The sequence below is a fragment of the Saprospira sp. CCB-QB6 genome, assembly GCF_028464065.1.
GTDB lineage: Bacteria > Bacteroidota > Bacteroidia > Chitinophagales > Saprospiraceae > Saprospira.
The window spans coordinates 990,557-1,012,304 of record NZ_CP116808.1 but is presented as its reverse complement, the minus strand read 5'-3'; the positions used below and the strand labels follow the sequence as shown (position 1 = coordinate 1,012,304).

Annotated in this window: 21 protein-coding genes and 2 tRNA genes; 7 read left to right on the top strand and 16 right to left on the bottom strand. The window is 45.0% G+C overall.

Annotated features, from left to right (window positions below; genetic code table 11):
• Positions 1-96: 96 nt before the first annotated feature.
• Positions 97-1,101 carry a DUF1572 family protein gene (locus tag PPO43_RS03835; protein ID WP_272620483.1) on the bottom strand — a complete coding sequence of 335 codons (1,005 nt, stop codon included), beginning with the start codon at positions 1,099-1,101 and terminating at the stop codon, positions 97-99.
• Between the two features lie 256 nt (positions 1,102-1,357).
• Here PPO43_RS03835 and PPO43_RS03830 point away from each other — a divergent pair, with 256 nt between their 5' ends.
• Positions 1,358-2,095: a phenylalanine 4-monooxygenase gene (locus PPO43_RS03830; RefSeq protein ID WP_272620482.1), complete on the top strand. Its 738-nt coding sequence runs from the start codon at positions 1,358-1,360 to the stop codon at positions 2,093-2,095.
• 265 nt (positions 2,096-2,360) lie between these two features.
• Here PPO43_RS03830 and PPO43_RS03825 read toward each other — a convergent pair.
• From PPO43_RS03825 to PPO43_RS03810, 4 genes are all read right to left on the bottom strand, one after another.
• Positions 2,361-2,434, bottom strand: a tRNA-His gene (locus tag PPO43_RS03825).
• 104 nt (positions 2,435-2,538) lie between these two features.
• A tRNA-His gene (locus tag PPO43_RS03820) sits at positions 2,539-2,612 on the bottom strand.
• A gap of 62 nt (positions 2,613-2,674) precedes the next feature.
• Positions 2,675-3,031, bottom strand: coding sequence for a 4Fe-4S binding protein (locus PPO43_RS03815; RefSeq protein WP_272620481.1), 357 nt, complete (start codon positions 3,029-3,031; stop codon positions 2,675-2,677).
• 367 nt (positions 3,032-3,398) lie between these two features.
• Complete coding sequence (locus PPO43_RS03810; RefSeq protein ID WP_272620480.1) at positions 3,399-3,842, bottom strand: DUF5606 family protein; 444 nt, start codon at positions 3,840-3,842, stop codon at positions 3,399-3,401.
• Positions 3,843-4,105: 263 nt separating this feature from the next.
• Between PPO43_RS03810 and PPO43_RS03805 the strand changes: the two genes are divergently transcribed.
• Positions 4,106-4,894: a hypothetical protein gene (locus PPO43_RS03805; RefSeq protein WP_272620479.1), complete on the top strand. Its 789-nt coding sequence runs from the start codon at positions 4,106-4,108 to the stop codon at positions 4,892-4,894.
• A gap of 55 nt (positions 4,895-4,949) precedes the next feature.
• Here the strand turns inward: PPO43_RS03805 and PPO43_RS03800 are convergent, their stop codons facing one another.
• The gene (locus tag PPO43_RS03800) at positions 4,950-6,455 is read right to left on the bottom strand and encodes a GH3 auxin-responsive promoter family protein (RefSeq protein ID WP_272620478.1); all 1,506 of its coding nucleotides are present in this window, start codon (positions 6,453-6,455) and stop codon (positions 4,950-4,952) included.
• 417 nt (positions 6,456-6,872) lie between these two features.
• On the opposite strand from PPO43_RS03800, the gene PPO43_RS03795 reads away from it, so the two are divergent.
• The 3 genes from PPO43_RS03795 (at position 6,873) to PPO43_RS03785 (ending at position 9,897) form a co-directional block, all read left to right on the top strand.
• A complete protein-coding gene (locus PPO43_RS03795; RefSeq protein WP_272620477.1) occupies positions 6,873-8,567 on the top strand; it encodes an OmpA family protein in 1,695 nt (564 codons plus the stop codon).
• Between the two features lie 81 nt (positions 8,568-8,648).
• Positions 8,649-9,119 carry a GNAT family N-acetyltransferase gene (locus PPO43_RS03790; RefSeq protein ID WP_272620476.1) on the top strand — a complete coding sequence of 157 codons (471 nt, stop codon included), beginning with the start codon at positions 8,649-8,651 and terminating at the stop codon, positions 9,117-9,119.
• Positions 9,106-9,897 (top strand): DUF481 domain-containing protein, encoded by a 792-nt coding sequence (locus PPO43_RS03785; RefSeq protein WP_272620475.1) that lies wholly within the window; start codon positions 9,106-9,108, stop codon positions 9,895-9,897. The genes PPO43_RS03790 and PPO43_RS03785 overlap by 14 nt, the downstream gene beginning before the upstream one ends.
• 187 nt (positions 9,898-10,084) lie before the next feature.
• Here PPO43_RS03785 and PPO43_RS03780 read toward each other — a convergent pair whose 3' ends face one another.
• The gene (locus PPO43_RS03780; protein ID WP_272620474.1) at positions 10,085-10,612 is read right to left on the bottom strand and encodes a hypothetical protein; all 528 of its coding nucleotides are present in this window, start codon (positions 10,610-10,612) and stop codon (positions 10,085-10,087) included.
• A 5-nt stretch (positions 10,613-10,617) separates the two neighbouring features.
• A complete protein-coding gene (locus PPO43_RS03775) occupies positions 10,618-11,052 on the bottom strand; it encodes a DUF1801 domain-containing protein (RefSeq protein WP_272620473.1) in 435 nt (144 codons plus the stop codon).
• Positions 11,053-11,118: 66 nt separating this feature from the next.
• Here PPO43_RS03775 and PPO43_RS03770 point away from each other — a divergent pair, with 66 nt between their 5' ends.
• Complete coding sequence (locus PPO43_RS03770; RefSeq protein ID WP_272620472.1) at positions 11,119-12,570, top strand: pyridoxal phosphate-dependent decarboxylase family protein; 1,452 nt, start codon at positions 11,119-11,121, stop codon at positions 12,568-12,570.
• Positions 12,571-12,833: 263 nt separating this feature from the next.
• Here PPO43_RS03770 and PPO43_RS03765 read toward each other — a convergent pair whose 3' ends face one another.
• From PPO43_RS03765 to PPO43_RS03735, 7 genes are all read right to left on the bottom strand, one after another.
• On the bottom strand, positions 12,834-14,315 hold the full coding sequence (locus PPO43_RS03765) for a T9SS type A sorting domain-containing protein (protein WP_272620471.1): 1,482 nt from the start codon (positions 14,313-14,315) through the stop codon (positions 12,834-12,836).
• Positions 14,316-14,488: 173 nt separating this feature from the next.
• Positions 14,489-15,223 carry a T9SS type A sorting domain-containing protein gene (locus PPO43_RS03760; protein WP_272620470.1) on the bottom strand — a complete coding sequence of 245 codons (735 nt, stop codon included), beginning with the start codon at positions 15,221-15,223 and terminating at the stop codon, positions 14,489-14,491.
• Positions 15,224-15,452: 229 nt separating this feature from the next.
• The gene (gene msrB / locus PPO43_RS03755) at positions 15,453-15,839 is read right to left on the bottom strand and encodes a peptide-methionine (R)-S-oxide reductase MsrB (protein ID WP_442985438.1); all 387 of its coding nucleotides are present in this window, start codon (positions 15,837-15,839) and stop codon (positions 15,453-15,455) included.
• Between the two features lie 139 nt (positions 15,840-15,978).
• On the bottom strand, positions 15,979-16,443 hold the full coding sequence (locus PPO43_RS03750) for a sterol desaturase family protein (protein WP_272620468.1): 465 nt from the start codon (positions 16,441-16,443) through the stop codon (positions 15,979-15,981).
• 191 nt (positions 16,444-16,634) lie between these two features.
• A complete protein-coding gene (locus PPO43_RS03745) occupies positions 16,635-17,303 on the bottom strand; it encodes a carotenoid biosynthesis protein (RefSeq protein ID WP_272620467.1) in 669 nt (222 codons plus the stop codon).
• A complete protein-coding gene (gene crtD, locus PPO43_RS03740) occupies positions 17,304-18,788 on the bottom strand; it encodes a 1-hydroxycarotenoid 3,4-desaturase CrtD (RefSeq protein WP_272620466.1) in 1,485 nt (494 codons plus the stop codon).
• On the bottom strand, positions 18,789-19,691 hold the full coding sequence (locus tag PPO43_RS03735) for a histone deacetylase family protein (protein ID WP_272620465.1): 903 nt from the start codon (positions 19,689-19,691) through the stop codon (positions 18,789-18,791).
• Positions 19,692-20,282: 591 nt separating this feature from the next.
• Here PPO43_RS03735 and PPO43_RS03730 point away from each other — a divergent pair.
• Positions 20,283-20,471: a hypothetical protein gene (locus PPO43_RS03730; RefSeq protein WP_272620464.1), complete on the top strand. Its 189-nt coding sequence runs from the start codon at positions 20,283-20,285 to the stop codon at positions 20,469-20,471.
• A gap of 224 nt (positions 20,472-20,695) precedes the next feature.
• Here the strand turns inward: PPO43_RS03730 and PPO43_RS03725 are convergent, their stop codons facing one another.
• Positions 20,696-21,436 (bottom strand): S24 family peptidase, encoded by a 741-nt coding sequence (locus tag PPO43_RS03725; RefSeq protein WP_272620463.1) that lies wholly within the window; start codon positions 21,434-21,436, stop codon positions 20,696-20,698.
• Between the last annotated feature and the right edge of the window lie 312 nt (positions 21,437-21,748).

Genomic DNA, 21,748 nt, shown 5'->3' with positions numbered 1-21,748 from the left:
GTTTAGAACTGCTCAATATCCAGTTTTTTCAAAAAAAATCATAGCAAAGCGCCCCTTTTCTTGCTGCTGGCGGCTAGCGAAGCCTCGAAGAAATAGTTAGTCTTCTCCTTCGTTTTCCTCCTGCATCATCTGGTTGTATTCAGCCGATTTTCCTCTGGGAATAGAAAGGCTTTCCCAGGGATCTTGTTTAAAGATGCGAGCAAAAAGTACAATTTGGCCAATATGGTAACTATAATGCGCCAATTGCCGATCAATAGCCTGCCAAACATAATGCTCTTCGCCCCGAATGTAAATGTTGCGGTCCCAATCTTTAGCCTCCAATTGGTCTAGCGCATTGAAAAGGAAAAGCCAGCCCTCTTCCCAATAATCCATTACCGCTTTTCGATCTTTGAGGTAAAGCTCAAACTCATTGTCTCGGTTGCGCCATTCTTTTTCGCCATCGCTATTCAGAAAATCGGTCCAGCGAGAACGCATATTGCCCCAAAGGTGCTGCACAATAATGGCAATGCTATTTTGATCTTGCGAAAATTGTCGGAATAGCTCTGCTTCGGGCAGTTGCTGCATGGCCTTTTCTCCCAAAGCTTTATATTGGCGAAACTGAATCTTTTTAAACTCTAGTTGGGTCTGAAAAAGAGCTAATTCTTGAGCTGTATAGTTTTGTTCTTCCTCTTCCTCCTCTAAAGGTAAAGGCGCCATTTCTAACATATTCGTTAGTTCCTCAAGCAAAGAAGCAGGCTCTTGCCAAACCTCTTGCAAAGGGGAGCCTAGCTCCAAAAGCTGAGGTTCAGCAGGTCCTTCAATAGCCCGGTCTAGTAAGTAAAGCTTCCAAATTTGGCCATTCAAAACAAAGAAGGCTTCTTCCAAATCTGCCCAAAGCTCGGCTAAACTCAGCTCCAAAATAGATTGTTCTTCTTCTGTTTGTGCAGGCCCTACCGTAATCTTTTGTTCATTGAACAAAAAGTAAATATCTTCCTCTTGATAAAGGTCCAAAATAGTCTCTAAAGCATTGAGCATTAGGCTAGCTTCCGCCTCTTGAGGCAAAGAAAATTCTGCCCAAAGTTGCCCATCCTGAGAGAGTCGAATGTGATAATGTGTGTGCATAGGAATAATTTGAGTTCAACAACAAAAAACTAAGAAAAAACTTGGATTTTCGCAAAAGGCCCGCTTTCTTTGTCTTTATCTCCTTAAAAACGCTTGATTTAGAGCGGTTAAGAAAACTAATCATGCAATTGACGACCCTACAGCGCTATTATTATGCTGCTCTGCCCTGGCTAGAGTAAGCGTTTTATTGCCTGTCTAAAGATACATTTATCCTTTAATTTGGCCCGCTTTCTCTCTGCAGAAAGCGGGTTTTTTTATGTACAAAACTATGATGCAGCAAAATTATGCGGCCTATCAAGCCGAAGATCAAGCCGTTTGGCAACTTTTATTTCAACGACAGTGGGATAACCTAAAAGATAAAGCAGTAGGCGAACTTTGGCCCGCCTTAGAAGCCGCCAAAACAGCCCTAAATGGCCAAGAAATTCCCAACTTTAACCAACTATCCCCCCTGCTCCAAAAGGAACAAAATTTTAGCATTGAGGTGGTCCCCGGCCTGATTCCCGTAGAGGAGTTTTTTGCCCTTTTGGCCCAGCGCCGCTTCCCCTCTTCTACCTGGCTCCGAAAAATGGAGGAGCTAGACTATCTAGAAGAACCCGATATGTTTCACGATACTTTTGGCCATATTCCCCTGCTTTTCAATGCCCAATATGCCGATTTTATGCAGGAGTTTGGCCGTATCGGCCTGCAACTGGCCCATTTGCCAGAGGCAGTGGCCGCTCTCGAACGCCTCTATTGGTTTACCATTGAGTTTGGCGTTTGCCAAAATGCCCAAGGCCAAGAAATTTATGGCGCAGGCATTTTGTCCTCTTTTGGCGAAAGTATTCAAGTCCATCAGGGAAACAATTGTGAATTTCGCCCCTTCCAACTAGAAACCGTTTTGCAACACCATTTTTATAAGCACGAAATGCAATCGGTTTACTATTGCTTAGATAATTTTCAATCCCTTTTTGGACTCCTCAAAGAGGTGGAACAACGCCTGCTCAGCTTAGCTTAATGACGGTTGAATTTTCTTAGGGTTTGGGGCCCGCGGCCGCCCTTTAATTTGGGGCGGCCGCCGCTATGCTGCGGGGCTCGCAAGGCTGCTCGGCCCTGTGGGCATCACTTCGTTCTGCCCTTGGTCGGCGGCTGCGCCGCCCCCCTCCGCAGCGCTGGGCCTTTGGCCTGACGGCCATGGCGGCTCCGCCGCCAGCCAAACTAAGCCCTTTGGGCCAAAAAAAAAGCGAGATCGTTTTAACGATCTCGCTTTTGCTTTTATGTAGGGAGGATGATGGGTTTCGAACCCACGACCTCCAGAACCACAATCTGGCGCTCTAACCAACTGAGCTACACCCTCCATGTTGAAGCGGTACAAATATAAGTCAGCTTTTTGGATAATCCAAGTTTTAGGTATAAAAAAAGCGAGATCGTTTTAACGATCTCGCTTTTGCTTTTATGTAGGGAGGATGATGGGTTTCGAACCCACGACCTCCAGAACCACAATCTGGCGCTCTAACCAACTGAGCTACACCCTCCATGTTGAAGCGGCACAAATATAAGCTGCTAAAATGAAAAGACCAAATTTTTTCTAGGAATTTTATTCTTCACTAGGGTGCATAATGGCTTTTTTCTGTAGTAGGGTGCTTTCTTCTTCTACATGATCGGGATCGGGTACACAGCAATCTACAGGGCAGACGGCAGCGCATTGGGGTTCTTCATGAAAGCCGACACATTCTGTGCATTTATCGCTTACGATGAAATAAAAATCATCGGAAACGGGTTCATTCATGATGCTGGCGTTTACGGTTTGTCCGTTATGGAGTTGAAAGTCGCCTTCTACTTCGGTGCCTTCTTCATAGGACCATTCTACGCCGCCTTCATAGATGGCGGTATTGGGGCATTCGGGTTCGCAGGCTCCGCAGTTAATACATTCGTCAGTGATAATAATGGCCATAAATTGGAAGATTTATAGGGCGGTAAAAAATCAGTTCAGTTGCGAGAAAGTCTTAGTCAGGGACTTTCTAAATTTAAGAAACGCCAAAGATAGTAAGCAGTTTAAAGAAAGGGGAGAATTTGGTCCCAAAACTTTTGCCCTGCTTGCAGGGCTTTTGGGGCAGCTACAGGCTGCCTTTTGTTTGGCCTAGCGCTGCGGAGCGGGTGGCCCGAAGGGCCAGACCAAAGGCAGGCAAAGCCTGCCTGCAGGGCCGAGCAGACCTGCGAGCCCCGAAGCATAGCGCCGCAGCTTTGCTGCGGAGGCCCCAAAACACAAAAAAGCCAACCCTAAAAAAGAGTTGGCTAAAGATTTAGAGAAGAAAGAGGGCTTAAGCCTCTGTATTTTCTTCTTCGGTAGGTTCTTCTACAACGGGATCGGGTTCGAGGTCGATAATGCCACGATCGTTGAGGAAGCTGAACCACTTGATAATTTTCTTGATATCAGAGATGAGCACGCGTTCGGTGTCATGATTAGGCAGGATTTCGAGGAAATAGCTGCGTAGATCTTGAGGCGTCGCTTTGCTAGTGGGAAGAGCTAGTGTTTCTAGCTGGCTAAACATATTGCGGAAAACCTGCTTGAGGTCTACAGTATCTTGCTCATCATCGGTATAGATAGAGATAGATTCTAGGGGAGTAAACTGGTGTACTCGTCCTGAGGCGAACATTCTCTTTTTGCTATCTAGCTCTTCTAGAATAAGGCCATTGGGGCGGTTGGCAGCCATGCGAAAGATGCCTGGGCGTCCGCTTACCGCCACGAGTCGTTCTAGGTTCATTATATATTACATTTATTTAAATAAAATCAAAGCGTGTTAGCTACAATAAAGGCTGTCACAAAAGCATTATTAATACAGTGAAATAGAAGCCTATATTGGAGCGAAATCCAAAAATACAAATACATTTACTAATGTAAAGGGACAAGCAATTTTTTTTTATCTTGTCCTTGTCCCCCAGTGCACTACTTAACTCCCCAAGATTGAAGAATTATATTTCATTTTGCGGCTATTGGTTCAGCCAGGCCGATACAAAAAAAAACACTATGAGAACGTTGACTTGTTTCGTATTGCTGCTTTTGGCAGGCGGCGGATTATTTGCACAAAAAGAGAAGGCAAATGGGACCAACTCTTTGCAGTACAGTGAATTTATTCCGGTAGAGCCCATTGAGTTTTATGATAATGTAGAGGTAGCCGATAATGAGGGCAATGTGGATGTGAAGTACATCAAGAGCATGAACAAGCGTGAATTATTGGAATATTTAACCAATGAGACGGTTTTGGTATCGGTTGCTGAGGTAGATCCAGCAGGGAAAATGAGTTTTATTCCTGGTCGGGTGTCGAATAAAGGTATGCAATATATCGTGACCATGGATTACCTTAAATTTGCCACCTTAGAGGTGAAAAAAGAGGGAGACGTAGCTGGAGAAGCGGCGGCTGGTGTTGGTTTTCGAGTCATTTTAAATATATCTTCTCGAGCCAAGGACATCAACTTGAGTGATATCTTTAGTATTGGTATGGCGGCCACAGACAAAAAGGTGTATGGTTCTGTTCGGGTAGAAGCAATTGGTTTGCACGATCCAGAAATTACTTCGGTAATTCCCTTGCCTAGTGAGATCAGTGGAGCTTCTATTCAGTCGGTTATGCAGGCCATTACCATCATCAAGTATAAAATTTATGATGAAAAAACGCGACTTAACCCACAGATTGTGGGAGTGCGAGGTACTAAAGAAGGGGTAACGCTTCAGGAGCTTCGTGAGGCTGTGATGAAATACCATAAGTTGGGAAAGAAAAATGTATCGACCAACAAAAGTGCGCCTCAGCCTAAGAAATAGGGGAGAGGAGCCCAACGAAAAAGGCCAGCGAATTTCGCTGGCCTTTTTTATTGTCTTAAGCTGAAGGGAAAAGCTCTCGGAGCTTATCGGCAATTTTGCGGTCATCGGATAGGCGAGGGACCTTATTTTGTCCACCCAATTTACCAATTGACTTCATATATTGTCTAAAGGCATCGGCTGGAACAGGGCGAATTTTGAGTGGCTGCAAGATTTTATCTCGAACCAAATCCTCATAATAGATATTTTGCTTGCGCATGGCTAAATCGAGCCGCTCGGCCAGTAGCTCTAAGTTTTGTGGCAACTGATCAAAAGCAATCCACCATTCGTGATAAGGCTTGCCGCCTTCTGGAGGAGTTACCTGTGGGGCTACCGAAAACTCCACTACCTTGGCGGGCTCTACTTCTAGGGCCTCTAAAAGCGCTTGTTCCACTTCTTTGCCAATTACATGCTCTCCAAAGGCCGAAATATAATGCTTGATGCGACCCGTGACTAAGATTCGATAAGGATCTTTAGAGATAAATTGGACGGTATCGCCAATGCTGTAGCCCCAAAGTCCAGCATTTGTATTGAGGACCAAGGCATAGTTAACGCCTAGCTCCACCTCGGCTAAAGAAAGACGGGGCGGATGTTCAGAAAAGTATTGATCGGCAGGAATAAACTCGAAGAAAATGCCCGAATTGACATTGAGCAAAAGCCCCGGCGCATCTTGTTGGTCCTGATAAGCAATGAAGCCCTCCGAAGCGGGATAGGTCTCTACAGAGGGAATCCGCCCCCCCACCAAAGATTCTAGCTTTTCTCGATAGGGCTCAAAGTTGACTCCCCCATAAACAAAGATAGAAAGATTGGGAAAGACCTCTAAAACAGTCTTTTTGCCTGTGCGCTCCAACAAACGCTCATAATACATCTGTACCCAAGGCGGAATGCCCGAAATTAAACGCATATCCGCATGCATCGTCTCTTCTACAATGCGGTCCAGTTTCTCCTCCCAATCTTCTATACAGTTGGTCTCATAAGAAGGCAGTTGATTGCCCTTAACCCAATTGGGTACCAAATGATTGGAAATTCCCGAAAGACGGCCCAGCAAAATATCTCCCTTTTTTTCTAGCTCTGGAGAGCCCGACAAAAAGATCATCTTACCATCCATAAAATCCACCTTGCCCGTCTGAGCAATATAATTAAAGACGGCATTTCTAGCCGTGCCAAAATGATTGGGAATGCTCTCTTTGGTCAAGGGAATGTATTTGGCTCCCGAAGTGGTGCCCGAAGTCTTTGCATAATATTTGGGCCGCCCCTTCCAAAGCACATTTTCCTCTCCCGCATTGATGCGCTCCACATAAGGCCGCAAAGCTTCATAATCGACCAAAGGAACCTGTTGCTTAAAGCTAGCATAATCCACAATCTTATTAAATTGATGGTCCTTACCATAAGCCGTTGTTTGACCCACCGCCACCAATTCCTGCCGGATTTTCTCTTGATATTGCAGGCCCTTGAGCGCTTGCCCATTTTTCTGCTTGCTAATGTAACGAGCCGCCTGCTTAATAAGGAAAGATTTTATAGACATGAATATATTTTTAGATTGATTTTTTTGTGTTGAAGACGAAGATCCAAAATCAAGGGCAAAGGCAAAAGTTTTTTTCTATTTTTTTGGGGCTGCCCCTCGCTTCGCTCGGGTCGGGCTGTCTCGCAGCTCGCAGGTCTGCTCGGCCCTGCAAGCTTTTTCGCTGCGCTTCAAAAGCTTTGGGGCTGCCGCCTGTGGCGGCCCTGCTGCCCATCCCTCAGCCTGCGGCGGCTCCGCCGCCTGTAGAACCAAAAATCGCTCTGTCCTTAGATTGTGCTAACAAAGCGATAAAATTTATAGATTAAATATAGAAATCTGACTAAAGCCCTGCTTTTCGGCAAGTTTTCTTATATTTGCCCACTGTTAAAGTAACATACAAAACTGTTGTCCATCATTTTATTTCATACAAAAATTGTCAAAATGAAGAAGTTATATTTAAGCTGCTTATTGATGCTCTTGAGCTTTGGCATGGCCTCTGCCCAAGACTTGCAAGATAGCTTTGAACTTTACTTCGAGTTTAATCGTGCTATCCTAAAACAGGAAAGTAAAACGCAGATCGACTCTTTCTTGGAGGCTACTAAAGGCCGCCGTCTTGGTGTACGTATCGCAGGTTATACTTGTGATATCGGAACCGAAAACTACAACATGGGCCTCTCTGAGCGCCGTGCAGAATCTGCCTTCGAATACCTCAAAGAAGTAGGGGAGCCAGAAGACAAAATGGAGCTTTTCTTCTACGGAGAAAAAGATCTTAAGTACGGTAAAGGCGGTGTTGCCGAAAACCGTCGTGTATATTTCCTTTTCTCTTTGGAAGATGACGACCGCGACACGCTTTTGCAAAAAGACTGCTTGGAGTTTTTCGTAGAAAAAGGAACATTCAAGCCTAAAAAGAATAAAGACATTACTTTCACTTACAAAAGCTTGTCTAATGCTCGTGAAGTAGCCCAGGCAGGTATCAAAATGGAAGACGAAAACGGCAAGCGTCTATACGCTAACGCTATCGCTTACCTTGATGCTAAAGTAGATGGCAACGCACTAACAGCAGGCAAAACGATTAAAGTGAAAATGCCCGCAGTTGGCGAAGATGCTGACGGCTTTATGCTTTACACTGGTGTAGATAATGGTGGAAAAATCACTTGGAAAAGCACAGGTAAGCCTTGTGGTAGCCTAGTGAAAGAAGGTGATTGCTCTACGTATAACTTTGAATTGGAAGTAAACGGCTACTGTGGTTGTCTAAAGCCCCGCGCTTGTGAAGAAGACTGTAGCGAAGATCCCTTTGGTGGTGAGCGTTCTCCTAACCTAGAAGCAGCTGACATTCGTTATAGCAGCGAAGGAACTGTTGCTCAAATCAAAGATGGTACTTACAGCGATGACATCGCCAACATGGATGTTCAAGTTGTAGATGAGCCAAACAAAGAGTCTGATTGTGACATCTGTGAGCAATTCCAATATGGTATCGCTACTGAAGATTGGTTCCCTGCTTATGCTAATATGAATGATAGCAAAAACGTTATCGTTAAAGCTAAAAACTCTGCTGGCGAAGCTCAAGAGGGTGATGCTAACCGTGGTATGCGTATCATGCTTCCCCGCGATAAAGTAACAGAAGATAATCCTGTTTTGCTTACAGGTAGCTTGACCAAGCAAGGTTATATCAAGTGGCAAACTTCTAAATATGAGCAAGCGACTTGTCTAGGTCCTATCAACTGTGACTACATCGTATTTGATGTTCCTGCTACAGGTAACTACAAATTGGGAGAGTGGAACGAAGAGCCTAAAGCTGCTGGCGAAGATACTTACGTACTTAAAACACGTGTACTACGTAACTCTACTATCCTTGTAGCAAACAAGAAAACAGGTTATGTATACCGTGCGAAGAATGTGACTCGCAAAGGTAAAACTCGTACTAAAGAGTACCACATTCGCCAAGATGATAACATGGACGATATCATCGTTCTTCAGCGCTACCAGCACAAGAAGAAAGCGGAGAAAAAGCGTTACGCTGAGGTGAAATTGACAGACCTTAAGTATAAGAAGAAAAAGAAAATGTACGTACTACGTAAGCGTACAAGCAAGAAAATCAAAGAGTGGGACGAAATGGACCTCAACCTTTGTAAATAATTGCTTCTTTAAGCTTTAATTTCAAGGGCCCGCTGCAATTGCAGCGGGCCCTTTTTTATGGACCTTAACAAACTCTAAATTATGTCTATTCAAATTCGTCTAGGTACCGCCCAAGATATTCCCGCTGTTCATGCTTTGGTCCGAGAACTTGCTATTTATGAGCAAGCGGAAGCTGAACATACTATTAGTATTGAAGAAATGCAAGAAGATGCTTTTGGTCCCCAAGCCTACTTTTCTTTTTTAGTCGCCGAAAATGAAGCGGGGCAAATTTTGGGAATGGCGCTTTATTTCTTTAGTTATTCTACCTGGAAGGGGCCCTGTCTTTATCTAGAAGATTTGGTGGTCAAGGAAGCTTGCCGCCGTCAAGGCATTGGCCAACTCCTATTTGATGAACTCCTGCAAATTGCTAAAACCAAAAAAGTGGGCCGAATGAGCTGGCAGGTGCTCGATTGGAATGCGCCCGCTATTGCTTTTTATAAAAAACTAGGTGCTCAACTTGATGAAAGCTGGATTAACTGTCAATTTAGAAAAGAATTTATTGAAAACTATTAAGCTCTTTGCGCTGCTGCTTTTGGCCCTGCCGCTAGAGGCTCAAATCTTAAATGCCGATGCTTTGGCGCCAAAACTAGACTCTAGCCGAGCCTTTCATCTGTTTGGACAAGGAAGTTTAAGTATTACTAAGCGAAACTATACACCCGTTTATAGCTTTACGGGCCAAGCAGAATGGGCCTATCGCTCAGGCCAACACCGCTTGATGCATAGCAACTATTATCGTTTGCTCCGATCAGGTGGAGAAAATACACTGAATAGCGGTTATACGCATTTTCGCTACCGCTTAGAGCCAGAAGAGGGGCTACAATATGAGCTTTTTGCCCAATTCCAAGGCGATCAAATTCGGGGAATGCAAGAGCGCTATTTATTGGGCGGAAATCTGCGCCTGAAGCTTTGGCAAAAAGAAAAAAGTAACCTCTTTTTGGGCTTAGGAGGAATGTATGAATCAGAAAAATGGACCTATTCTGCAGTAGGGGATAGCTTACTCCCCGCTGACATTAGTGATTTTTATACTCAATATGGCAAGCTCAATTTTTACTTGAGTTATTGGGAGGATTTTAGTCCCAAACTACGTACGCAACTGGTCCTGTACTTACAAACAAGACCTGATAGCGAATGGCAAAAGGCCCGAATTTTTATTTCTAATGAATGGAGCTGGAAGATTGCTAAACATTGGGCGCTGGCTTTTGGAGCCCAACTGAATTATGAACTAGCACCTCCTGTACCATTAGCTCAGTTTTATTATAGTACCTCTTGGGCCTTAAAGTATAGCTGGTAGCTGCTGTCCTACAGGCGGCAAAGCCGCCGCAGGCTGAGGGGCTGGAGCAGGGCCGCCGAAGGCGGCAGACCAAAGCGGCTTTGCCGCTGCAGGGCCGAGCAAGCCTGCGAGCTGCGCAATGGCCCGACCCAGCCGTAGGCTGGGGCAGCCCCAAAAAAAAGACGACCTAAATAGATCGTCTAAAAGATTAGTAGAGTTTTTCAAGCCCTTCTAAGGGGCCCAATTGCTCTTCTATTTCATTTTCCCAGCTTTGTTTTAAGCGTCGCCCCAGATGTAAAAAAAGTTTTCGATCTTTGGGCGTCCACTCGCAGCGGGCGCCCTTATTGCTGTGGATTACCCGCTCTTCGGCTAAAGCGGTGTATAAAATATGTTGATTTTCATCTACTTGGAAATGCAGAGCTTCTAATAGGCGCTCTTTATTTTCGAAATGGCCCTGAATGCGCAGCAAGGCTTGTCCCCGAATTTTCTTGAGCTTAATTTTTTCAATCTTTAGGCCCAATTCCTCATGATGAAAAGGCGCTTTGCTTTCTAGGCGAGCCACAAATTCTTGGGCTTCTGCCTCTGCATTTTCGGGATATTGAAGATGAACAAACTCCATTTTGAAGCTTTGCTTTTTAAAATCGAGTTCTAAAAGTGCCTCTTCTGCCAAAACAGGGCTTTGCATTTGGAACAAAAGAGCCGTGAAAAAAAGGAGTTCGTTGAGTAAAATAGCCATGCTGCTTACTTTTTTGATTCATAAATAGAGATCCAGCTGCAAGGCGTCATTTTTTGGGCCAATTCTTCGACTAAGGACCAAGGAATATGCTCCGCTTTTTTCCAACGAATACAGCTTTTGCCCATATTTAGCTTGTATTTACTGGCTGTAGTATAGGCTGTTGTCCACCAATTGAGTAGTTCCTCATCGGCATAAAGCCCAAAGTGATATAGAGCCAAATGGCTTTTTTGAGCCGCCAAACTGATGAAGGGCAAGGGCTGTCCGGCTTGTGCATGATAGCCCTGAGGGTAACTGCTTAAGGGAACCTCAAAATGTAACATCCGCCCATCAAAGCGCTCTGCAAAGCCAGTAGGTAGTTGCTGCCTTAATAATTCGGCTAGTTTTTCAAGCGCTTGGGCTTTTTCAGAAGGCAATTGCGCTAAATAGTTACTGAAATTCATAGAAAACTTTTTTTGAACAGACATTTAGTTTATTTTAAAGGAGTTTTTCACTACATCCTATAAGTTATGAACAAGATACCGAATAAGGGCCAAGATCAACAGCAAATTTTAGCCGAATTGAAGGCCTTTAAAGGGCAGGATTTACCCTGGCAAGCAGGAAAAATCTTTGCCTATATTTACCAAACTTCTGCAGCGGCCAAGGCAGTAGCCGAAGCGGCTTATCTGTCTTTTTTGCCCGAAAATGGCTTGGACCCCACGGCTTTTCCTTCGCTTTTGCATTTGGAACAGCAAATTATTGGACAGCTAGCTTCTTTGTTGGGCGGTAATGAGGAGGTGAAGGGAAACTGCACTTCTGGCGGGACCGAAAGTGTTATGTTGGCTGTGAAAACGGCCCGAGATTATGCTCGCGCTAAATATCCCGATCAAAAAGAGTTTGAAATTTTGGTCCCTTCTACTGCCCATCCCTGTTTTTATAAGGCGGCCCATTACTTAAATATTGGAATTAAATCTATAGCCGTAGACCCGCAAACGCAGCGCCTAAAGGTAGCCGATATGCGGGCGGCCATTAGCGAAAAGACAATTCTGTTGGTGGGCTCTGCACCTTCTTATGCACATGGTGTGATGGACCCGATTGCCGAACTGTCTGCCCTGGCCCTAGAAAAAGATTTGCTTTTGCATGTAGATGCTTGCGTGGGTGGTATGTATTTGCCTTTCTTGCGGGAGTTGGGCCACGAGGTTCCTCCTTTTGGCTTTGAGTTGCCTGGTGTGACCTCTATTTCTTGCGATTTACATAAGTTTGGCTATGTGCCCAAGGGCTGCTCAACGATTTTGTACCGCAATAAAGAACTTCGTCAACATCAGATTTTTAGTTGCTCGCAATGGCCAGGTTATACAGTGGTGAATCCCACCGTTTTATCGAGTAAGACAGGGGCGCCTATGGCCGCAGCTTGGGCCATGTTTCAATATATGGGCCTAGAGGGCTACCAAAAGGCCGTGGCCGATTGCCAAGCGGCTAGAGATGCTGTCATTGCGGCTTTAGAGCAGTTGCCTAGCCTAGAATTGATTGGACAACCTGAGATGAGTTTGTTGGCTTTTGCGAGCAAAGATGAGGATCTCAGCATTTTTGATTTGGCCGATCAGCTCAACGAAAAGGGCTGGTATGTGCAGGTACAATTGGCGAGTCCGCATTCTCCTGCAGCCATTCATTTGAGCATTAGCCATTTTAATTGCCCACATATTTCAAGCTTTATTACCGATTTAGAGGAAACTGTAGCCGAGCTAATGAGCAGCCCCGTGGAAGAAAATGAGCTTTTGGCTGCCCTCGATCATTCGATGTTGGCTCTCTTGATGGAAGATTTTGATCCCGCTATGTTGGGCCAATTCCAAGAATTGATGGGCTTAGAGTCTGCCGAAGGAGGCCTACCTGCCGATATGGGCGCCGTCAATCAATTGCTCAATGTCCTTTCGGCCAAACAACGAGAAGATGTTTTACTGGCCTTTATGAATGAATTGATTTAATTTTTGGGGCTGCCCCAGCCTTCGGCTGGGTCGGGCCATTGCGCAGCTCGCAGGTCTGCTCGGCCCTGCGCGGGCTTTGCCCGCTGGGTCTGCGGCTTTGCCGCCCTGCTGCATATCCCTAGGCCGCTCATCCGATGGGCTTTTTTTAGCGCTCTTCTTTGGCCGTTTGTCAAAAAGGGGCTGCTAGTCTAAGACTAGCAGCCCCTTTAGTTTAAAGGACCAAATATGCTGTAAAGCATCTAAGGCTCAATAGTAAAATCATTCTATCTCAAAATGACCTTTTGGCTATATTTACCCTCTTTGCTTAGGATTGTAATATAATAAACAGCAGCAGGATAATTTTGAAGCTCTAACTGATACACATTAGTAGCCGACTGTAAAGTTTGCATTTTCAATAGTTGGCCCAAATGGTTGTAAAGGTAGATGGCTTCAAGACCTTCTGCTTCAATATTGATGAAAGAAGTAGCCGGTTGGGGATAGATCTTAACCTGAGTATTCTTTTGTATAGAAGTGATTGCTACAGCATTGCTCGTCTGAAAAACTTGGGTTTGTCCAGCTTCATTGCCATTATTATCATTTCCTGTTGCAGAAATGGCTAGTGTTTGTCCTGCAGAGTCTAAAGCAACAGAATGTCCCACAAAGTCACCTGCAAATTCTCCTAAAATAGCAGGGCCAAATTGTTGCCAGCTTGTCCCATTCCATTCAAAAACACGGACATCTCCAGCATCAGTACCATTTGCGTCATTTCCAGTACTTCCTACAGCTACACGACTACCATCATAATTAAGGCTAACCGAGCGGCCAGAAAAATCTGAGGCTGCTTCGCCGTCAATATCGGCTCCCATTTGTTGCCAGCTTGTCCCGTTCCATTCAAAAATGCGTGCATGTCCAGCATCAGTTCCATTGCCATCATTATATGTTCCACCAGCAGCTAGTCGATTACCATTGCCACTAAGACTTACCCACCAACCTAATTCATCGCCTGCGGCTTCACCATCAATATCGCTTCCCATTTGTTGCCAGTCTGTTCCGTTCCACTCGAAAATACGGACATGTCCGGCATCAATTCCATTGCCATCATTTCCAGTTGCTCCAACGGCAAAGCGTAGTCCATCAGCACTAATGCTTACTGAATTTCCAGTATAAGCGTTGCTCCCCTCACCATCTACATCAGAACCTTTTTGTTGCCAGCTTGTCCCGTTCCATTCAAAAATGCGAACGTGTCCAGCATCTGTACCTGCATCATCATTACCTGTTGCCGAGGCTGCTAGAATGCTTCCATCATGACTCAAGGAAACTGATTTGCCAAAAAAGTCTGCACCATTTTCTCCGTCAATATCAAGGCCCATTTGTTGCCAACTTGTTCCGTTCCATTCAAAGATACGTACTTGTCCTCTATTAGAACTATGATTAGAGGCACCAATAGCAAGACGAAGTCCGTCTTGACTAAGACTAACGGCACGACCAGATAAATCTCCAGCTGCGGCACCATTGATGTCGGCGCCTAATTGCTGCCAGTTGCCGTTGACTTGTTCATAGACACGAACATGTCCAGCATCTACTCCCGAAGCATCATTGTAAGGCGCTCCAATAGCCATTTTTTGGCCATCTCCACTTAGACTGAGTGACCAACTAGCTTTATCATTTGCAGCAGCTCCATCAATAGGGCTGCCTACTGTAGCCCATTGTGCGTAGCTGAAATGAACAAATAACATGAAAACGAGTAAAAAAATAGATTTTTTCATCTTGTGGTTTTTTAAAGTGATATTTGACGCAAATATAAGCACATTTATATGCTATTGCCTGCATTTATAGTTAATTGAATAAAAAAAATAAAGAGCCAACCCCAAAAGGAGATGACTCTTTGCCTATAATTGGTGTACAAAGGGGGAACTTACTTTGAGTAAATATTTGAAAACTATCTCAAAATGACCTTTTGGCTATATTTACCCTCTTTGCTTAGGATCGTAATATAATAAACAGCAGCAGGGTAATTTTGAAGCTCTAACTGATACACATTAGTAGCCGACTGTAAAGTTTGCATTTTCAACAGTTGGCCCAAATGGTTGTAAAGGTAAATGGCTTCAAGACCTTCTGCTTCAATATTGATAAAAGAAGTAGCCGGTTGGGGATAGATTTTAATGTTGTTGTTTCCTACCAAGGGAGTTGTCGCACTAGGACGTTCTGGAACGTATTGGAAAACACGAGTACGTCCCGCATCTGTGCCGTTAGCGTCATTTCCTGTAGATGAAATGGCTACTGTTGTGCCCAAAGAGTCTAAGGCAACAGAGTTTCCTGAAAAATCTTTAGTAGTATCACCTACAATGCTACCACTAATTTGACTCCAGCTAGAACCACTCCATTCAAAAACGCGAACATGTCCGGCATCACTACCATTATCATCGTTTTCAGTACTGCCGATAGCGACATGGCTTCCATCATAATTAAGGCTAACCGAGCGTCCAGAAAAATCTGAAGCAGCTTCACCATCAATATCGCTACCAACTTGTTGCCAGTTAGCGCTAGCGTCATTCCATTTGTAAACACGAACATGTCCTGCATCAGTGCCATTGCCATTGTCTCCTGCAGCATCTCCATTGATAGGGGATCCTAAAAGTGTCCATTGTGCATAGCTATAATGAACGAACAACATAAATGTTAATAGAAAAAAAGGATCTCATAATTTAAAATTTAAGGATTTGATGATTTTTGCGAAGGTAGCTTTGTATTTAATATTAGTTGTATTCTTTTGTATGAAAGTGTTGTTGATAAAGTATGTTTGAGGAGTTTTTGTTTGATTAGGAAATTGTCTTTTTAGAGTATATTAGGATAGAGGTATAAAAAAATGCCGCTCCTGAAAGGAGCGGCATTTTTTGTTGTACTTATTTCTTTTCACTAAACTGCAGGCAGGCCGAGTTAATACAATAGCGCAGGCCAGTTGGTTCTGGCCCATCGTCAAAGACATGGCCCAAATGGCTTTGGCAGCGGGGACAATGAATTTCGATTTGCTTGCCCGTCCAGCCATATTCTTCTTGGGCCTCAATATTTTTAGGGTGGAAAATATCCCAGAAGCTGGGCCAGCCCGAGCCCGAATCAAACTTATGGGCTGATTTAAAGAGCGGAAGGGCACAAGCCTTACAGCAATAGGTTCCTTCCTTTTTATTATCGAGTAGGGCGCCAGTAAAGGCGCGCTCGGTCCCTTTTTGGCGAAGGATTTTATACTCTAAGTCGGTCAGTTGGTTTTGCCATTCTTCCTCCGACTTTTCGATAGGGGAGCCATCAAAAATAAGTTTGGGGTTAATCAGGCTGTCTTTGGCTGTGGTACTAGATTCTTGGCCTTTGACAGCCGTGCCACAGCTTGTTAAGCTAAGGCCAAAAGCGATAAGAAAACAGATTATCCAAGGCATATTACTTCTTTTTTTTGCGAAAATATTTGGGGTGGACCAGCAAGAGGCCAAAAGAAACGCCATCCTCTTTTTCTTGTTTGGCATGATGAGCACCATGAGCGCGCAAAATCCCTCTAGAATACCAGCCATCCAATTGTTTAAACCATTTGAAGCGTTGGTGTATATATACGTCATGGATCAGGAAATAGATCAGCCCATAAATGGAAATGCCTACGCCCACAAAAAAGAGGGGGAAATAGCCTGGTACTGCCGAGCCAATAATATAAGAGGAGGCACTAGGGACCGCAAAGACCAAAAAAAAGAGATCGTTTTTCTCAAAAAAGCCCTCTACCTCATGAGGTTTATGGTGATCTTCGTGCCAAATCCATAAGAGGCCGTGCATAATATATTTATGGGCCAGCCAGGCCACAAATTCCATGGCTATGACGCTAGCAAGCGTAATTAAGGTATAGAGTAAAATCTGCATACTAAAGGTATTATGAGAAAGTGGAAATTATCTGGTTCAAAAGCGGGCGAAGCCCGCTATGGCTGAGGGATGGAAAGTGGGGCGGCGAAGCCGCAGACCCAGGCGCTTTGCGCCGCAGGGCCGAGCAGACCTGCGAGCCACGACACAGCCCGACCCGAGCCAATAGGCGAGGGGCAGCCCCAAAAAAAGAACTACATCAATAAAAAGAGGTAGATCCAGAGAAAGAAAACGAACTGCCAAAGAAACAAAAATTCAAGGGCGGGGTTGCGTCTAGGCCCCAAAAAATGGCCGAAAAAGAGTTGTAGTCCAAAGGCGGCCAGCCACCAAACGGCGTAATTTTGCCAAGGAGCCACCAGTAGGCTGTTGTAGGGGGGATTGCCCCAACTCCACATATCGTAACGGACCGCGGCGGGCTCAATAAAGAGGTCGAGAATGACCATGAGGCTGGCGCCCAGCAGGCTGCGCAGCCAAAGCGGGCTGCTGGAAAAAAAGCGCAGAATGATTGAACTAGAGGCGTAGACTAGCATGGCCCAATTGAGGCCGATCATGAAAGGCGTGCCGCCCAACTGAGGGCCTAAAGTGGCGCCATAGCTATATTCTCCGAAGATGAGGCCCGTTTGTACGCCCGCCAATTCTAAAAACCAGCCGCCCCAATAGACCGCAAAAAGGGCCAAATACAATCGTTTGTCATGTTGTTTTTCGGCCCAAAGGCAGAGGCCAAAAGTTGTTAATAAGTTGAGGGGCGTGAGCCGCATAAATTCGGGATGCAAGGGCCAACTGACGCCCACCAAGCCCACGGCATAGAGGCAGCAGAGTAGAATGAGTACCCAGTTTTGCTTTTGCGAATAGCTTAAGGACATCTATTTTAGGTTTTTGATGAGATCTTCTGTGGCCACTTTGGCCGATAAAAGGGCCAGGGGAATGCCGCCCCCAGGATGCACGCTGCCGCCCACAAAATAGAGGCCCGATAGCTGTCGAGAAAAGTTGGGATGGCGGAAAAAAGCCGCCATGCTATTATTGGAGGAAGTGCCATATAGAGAGCCCAAATGTGATTGGGTTTTTTCTTGAATTAGGACTGGGGAAAGCAGCTCTTCTTCGACAATATGGGGTTGAATGGGGCGGCCCAGGACACGCTCTAGCTTTTGAATAATCCGCTTTTTGCTTTGGGCAATTAAGTCCTCCCAATCTTGGCCATCGAGTTGAGGGGCATTGATCATCACAAACCAATTTTCATGGCCCAAGGGGGCATCGGTTTGTTCAATTTTGGAGCTGATGTGAATGTAGACCGTAGGATCTTCATAAAGGTTTTTTTCCTCAAATAGTTGGCGGAACTCTTCAGGATAATTGTCGCTAAAAAAGATGTTGTGCACATCTAGTTCGGGAAAACTTTGGTCCATTCCCCAATAAAAAATAAGGGCAGAAGAGGACTTGGGTTGTTCCAAAATGCGCTTAGGTCTGGGCTGTTTGGGCAGCAGGCGATCGTAGGCAAAAAAGACATCCATATTGCAAACGACTTGATTGAAGGCTAGTTCTTTTTGGCCAATTCGGATGCCTTTTACGGCTTTGTTTTGGACCAAAATCTCCTCTACTTTCTGCTCATAATGAAATTTTACGCCTAAATGTTCGGCCAAGCGAACCAGCGAATGGCTGATTTCTTTCATGCCGCCTTTGGGCATAAAGGCACCAAAGCCCTGTTCCAAGTGGGGGATCAGGCTCATGATACCTGGTGTTTTATAGGGACTAGAGCCATTATAAGTCGCATAGCGATTAAAGAGTTGGACCATTTTGGGATGTTGTTTTAGGTGCTTTCTATTCTCTTGGTCCAAAGAGCGATGCAGCCCCAGCCAAGGCATGGCTAGCACCCCTTTAAAGGTTTTCCAGCGCAAATAAGTGCTGAGTCGGTGCAGCGAATGCTCAAGGAAAATAGGGGCGGTAGTTTCGTATCGAAAACGGGCCCAGGCTAAATAATCTTTAAGTGCTTGGGCGGGAAAGCCCAATTTTTCTTCTACTTCTTGGCCATATTTATGGAGATCGGCATAGGCGGATATAGACTGCCCATCTTCCCAAAAATATTTACAGACGGTATCTAGACGATGGTAATCAAAGCCGAAATCTTTGGGATTTTCGCCGGCTAAGGCAAAGAGTTCTTCTACATATTGGGGCATGGTAAAAAGGCTGGGACCAGCATCAAAGCGGTACTTTCCTACTTCTAAGTTAGAGAGTTTTCCGCCGGGGTAACTATTGGCCTCAAAGACTTCTACGGTATGGCCAGCGGCGGCTAGGCGTACTGCGGCCCCAATGCCGCCAATGCCGGCGCCAATGATTGCAATTTTTTGTTTGTTCATTTAGCTGTAAATTTTTTGGGCCATTCGGTAGGTATTGGCGTGGGCTTCAATAATATAGCGTAATTGGGGTGAATAGCCACCGCCCATACTGACTGCTACGGGAATTCCCGCCTTTTGGCAGCAGTTAAAAACAAATTGGTCTCGCTGAGCACAGGCGTTTAAGCTTAGGCCTAGGCGGCCCAATTTATCAGAGGCCAAGACATCCACGCCAGAGAGATAAAGGACAATATCTGGCCGTAGACTTTCGAGTAAGGTGGGTAAATAATCGGCTAAAACCTGCAAATAAGGGCCATCATCCATGAGGTCGGGCAAGGCAATATCTAGGTCCGATCGCTCTTTTTGAAAAGGATAGTTGGCCGCCGCATGCATAGAAAAGGTAAAGACCCTAGGCTCATTTTCGAAGATTTTAGCGCTGCCATTGCCTTGATGCACATCCAAATCGACAATGAGAATTTGCTGCGCCAGGCCTTGGTCTAAGAGGTAATTGGCGGCAATAGCAAAGTCGTTGAGTAGACAAAAGCCTTCTCCATGTCCGGCATAGGCATGATGCGTGCCGCCTGCAATATTGAGAGAAACTCCGTGTTCTTGGGCTGCTAGGCAGCAATCAATGGTCCCTTGGGCAATTACTTTAGAGCGTTGGACCAATTTGTCGGACATGGGAAAGCCAATTTTACGGGCGGCTTTGGCTGAGATCGTTTGCTCTTTTAGGGAGTCCCAATAATCTTTGCTATGTGTGCGCAAAATCCATTCTTCGGCAATGGGGGCGGGCTGAAAAAAATTCTCTTCTTCTAAACAACCCTCATAAATGAGCTGCTGAGCCAACAAATCATATTTGATCATGGGAAAGCGGTGGCTTTGGGGCAGCTCATAGCGGTAAATGGGCGAAAAAGCAACTTTTAACATTTCATTGATTCTTTGATCTTAGAAAAACAATTTAGGAAAAAAGTTTTGAGCTGTCTTCATTTTAATTGAATAGGGGAGTTGTTTTGGGGCCCGCGGCCAGCAAGCTGGCCGCCGCTATGCTGCGCCGCTAAATTTAATGAGGGTTTCAACCCTCATTCATATATAATCGCAAAGCGATACCATTTTTGCGGTGGGTTTTAACCTACCGAAACGGTTCTCCGCAGCGCTGGGCCTATACTTTGGGCTAAGCTAATTCTCTGGGCTATTTTTTTGGCTAGAGCGTAGTATTCAGCGGCCTTGCAGGCCTTCGCAAAAGTGGTATTCGTCGCTTCGCTCCTCATTCGTCAATATATCCCCGCCCACCCGCCCCTCTACGGGATTCCTTAGGGAATGGGGGCATTTGGGCAGAATTATAAGTTTTTAGTACAGAATGGCCCTTACTCAAGTCCTATTCAGTCGTTCGAGAATAGATCATATAGGTCGTAGAAGTCTTTCATATAGGCCCTTTTACTGCTTCTCTATCGTTCTGAAGTCCATTGGATAGGTTATGGAAGTCTACGATAGACGTTGTAAAAGTCCACAAGGTAGGTTATGCAAGTTCATGATAGACGTTCTGGATCTTATAATAGACGTCCAAGGACGTCTATTTTGGGGTTGGGAAACCTCTTTGATGGGGGTCAGAACGTCTATTATGGAGTAGGAGGACCTATTCAGTGCAGTTCGGAACGTATAATAGGGGGGGGCATTAAGGTCTATTATGGGGGTATAGAACCTATCTAATGAGGTTCAGAACGTCTATTATGGAGTTATAGAACCTATTCAGTGGAGTTCAGAACGTATAATAAGGGGGCTACGAAGGTCGATTATGGGGTTGAGGGACCTATATTCTTTATTTAGAGGAGCTAAAAAAGGGGGAGGGGCATAAAAAAGCCCCTTAGCTTAGGCTAAGGGGCGGCTGGTATAAATTGTTTGTAAGCAGTATTTTTGGAAGAGCGGGTAGCTGTTTAGAGGGCGGTAACCTTTCGGTCTACCTTCATGATTTTGCGCACCTCGGCTAGTTCGACCATAAAAGGGTCATGTTCTAGGTAGTTATCAGAAATTAGTTTGAGATGGGTGAGGCGACCTTTATTAAAGACCTTTTGTATGCGTTTGACTTGTACGCCATGGCTACTCACAATGGCATAAACCTCATTTTCTTGGACTCTTTCGATTTCTTCTAGGGGGCGGCAGATTACTAGGTCGCCAGTGCTGAGCGTGGGTTGCATAGAATCTCCACTAATCGTAAAGGCCACATAATCGCCTTGAGAGAGGCCGGGTAGGCTAAAATATTGGCCTTCTTCATAAGATTCGATACCTAGGGCTGAGCTAGCAAAGGCGGCTTGGCTAGAGTAAAGAATCTGTGAGCCATGTCCATAGTCAGAGGCTAGTTCGCCATTGGCAAAGGCGGGTACTTCCTCTTCGCCAAACATGGGGCCTTTGCCTTGTAGCAAATAATCTTTATTGACGCCAAACTCCTCGCAAAACCGGCTGGCTTTATCAAAATCGATAGAGCGGCTGCTTTGAGGGTTGAGAAAAGCTCTGACTAAGTGTCCATTTCCTTTTTTATCCCAAAAGAGCAAAGACAGTTTGGTCATTCCTTTATCGTGGCTATTGGGTACAATATCTCCTTTTTCCTCTAAAGCTTGAAAAGCTTTGATGAAACGACGATTCATAGCTAAACGCTTCTCCTTTTTTTGGTTTTTCATAGCGGATAATTTGGCTAGCAGAGGAGGAACAAGTCCCCTTGCCCTACAAATCTAAAACAAATCTGTTTAAAAACAAATAGTTGCATATATTTTTGCAAATAAAAACAGGAAGTTGTATTTTGGGGTGAGACAGAAAACTAATCCTAATCAGCTATTTTTAAATGAATTGATTAAGTCTTACTTTTGGTCGATTTTTAACAAGAGCATTGATTTTCTGCGGCAGAGGCGAGCGAAGCGAGCCGGCTGAGGGATGGATAGCAGTGGCGCGAAGCGCCAGACCCAGGGCTTTTGAAGCGAAGCGAAAAAGCCCGC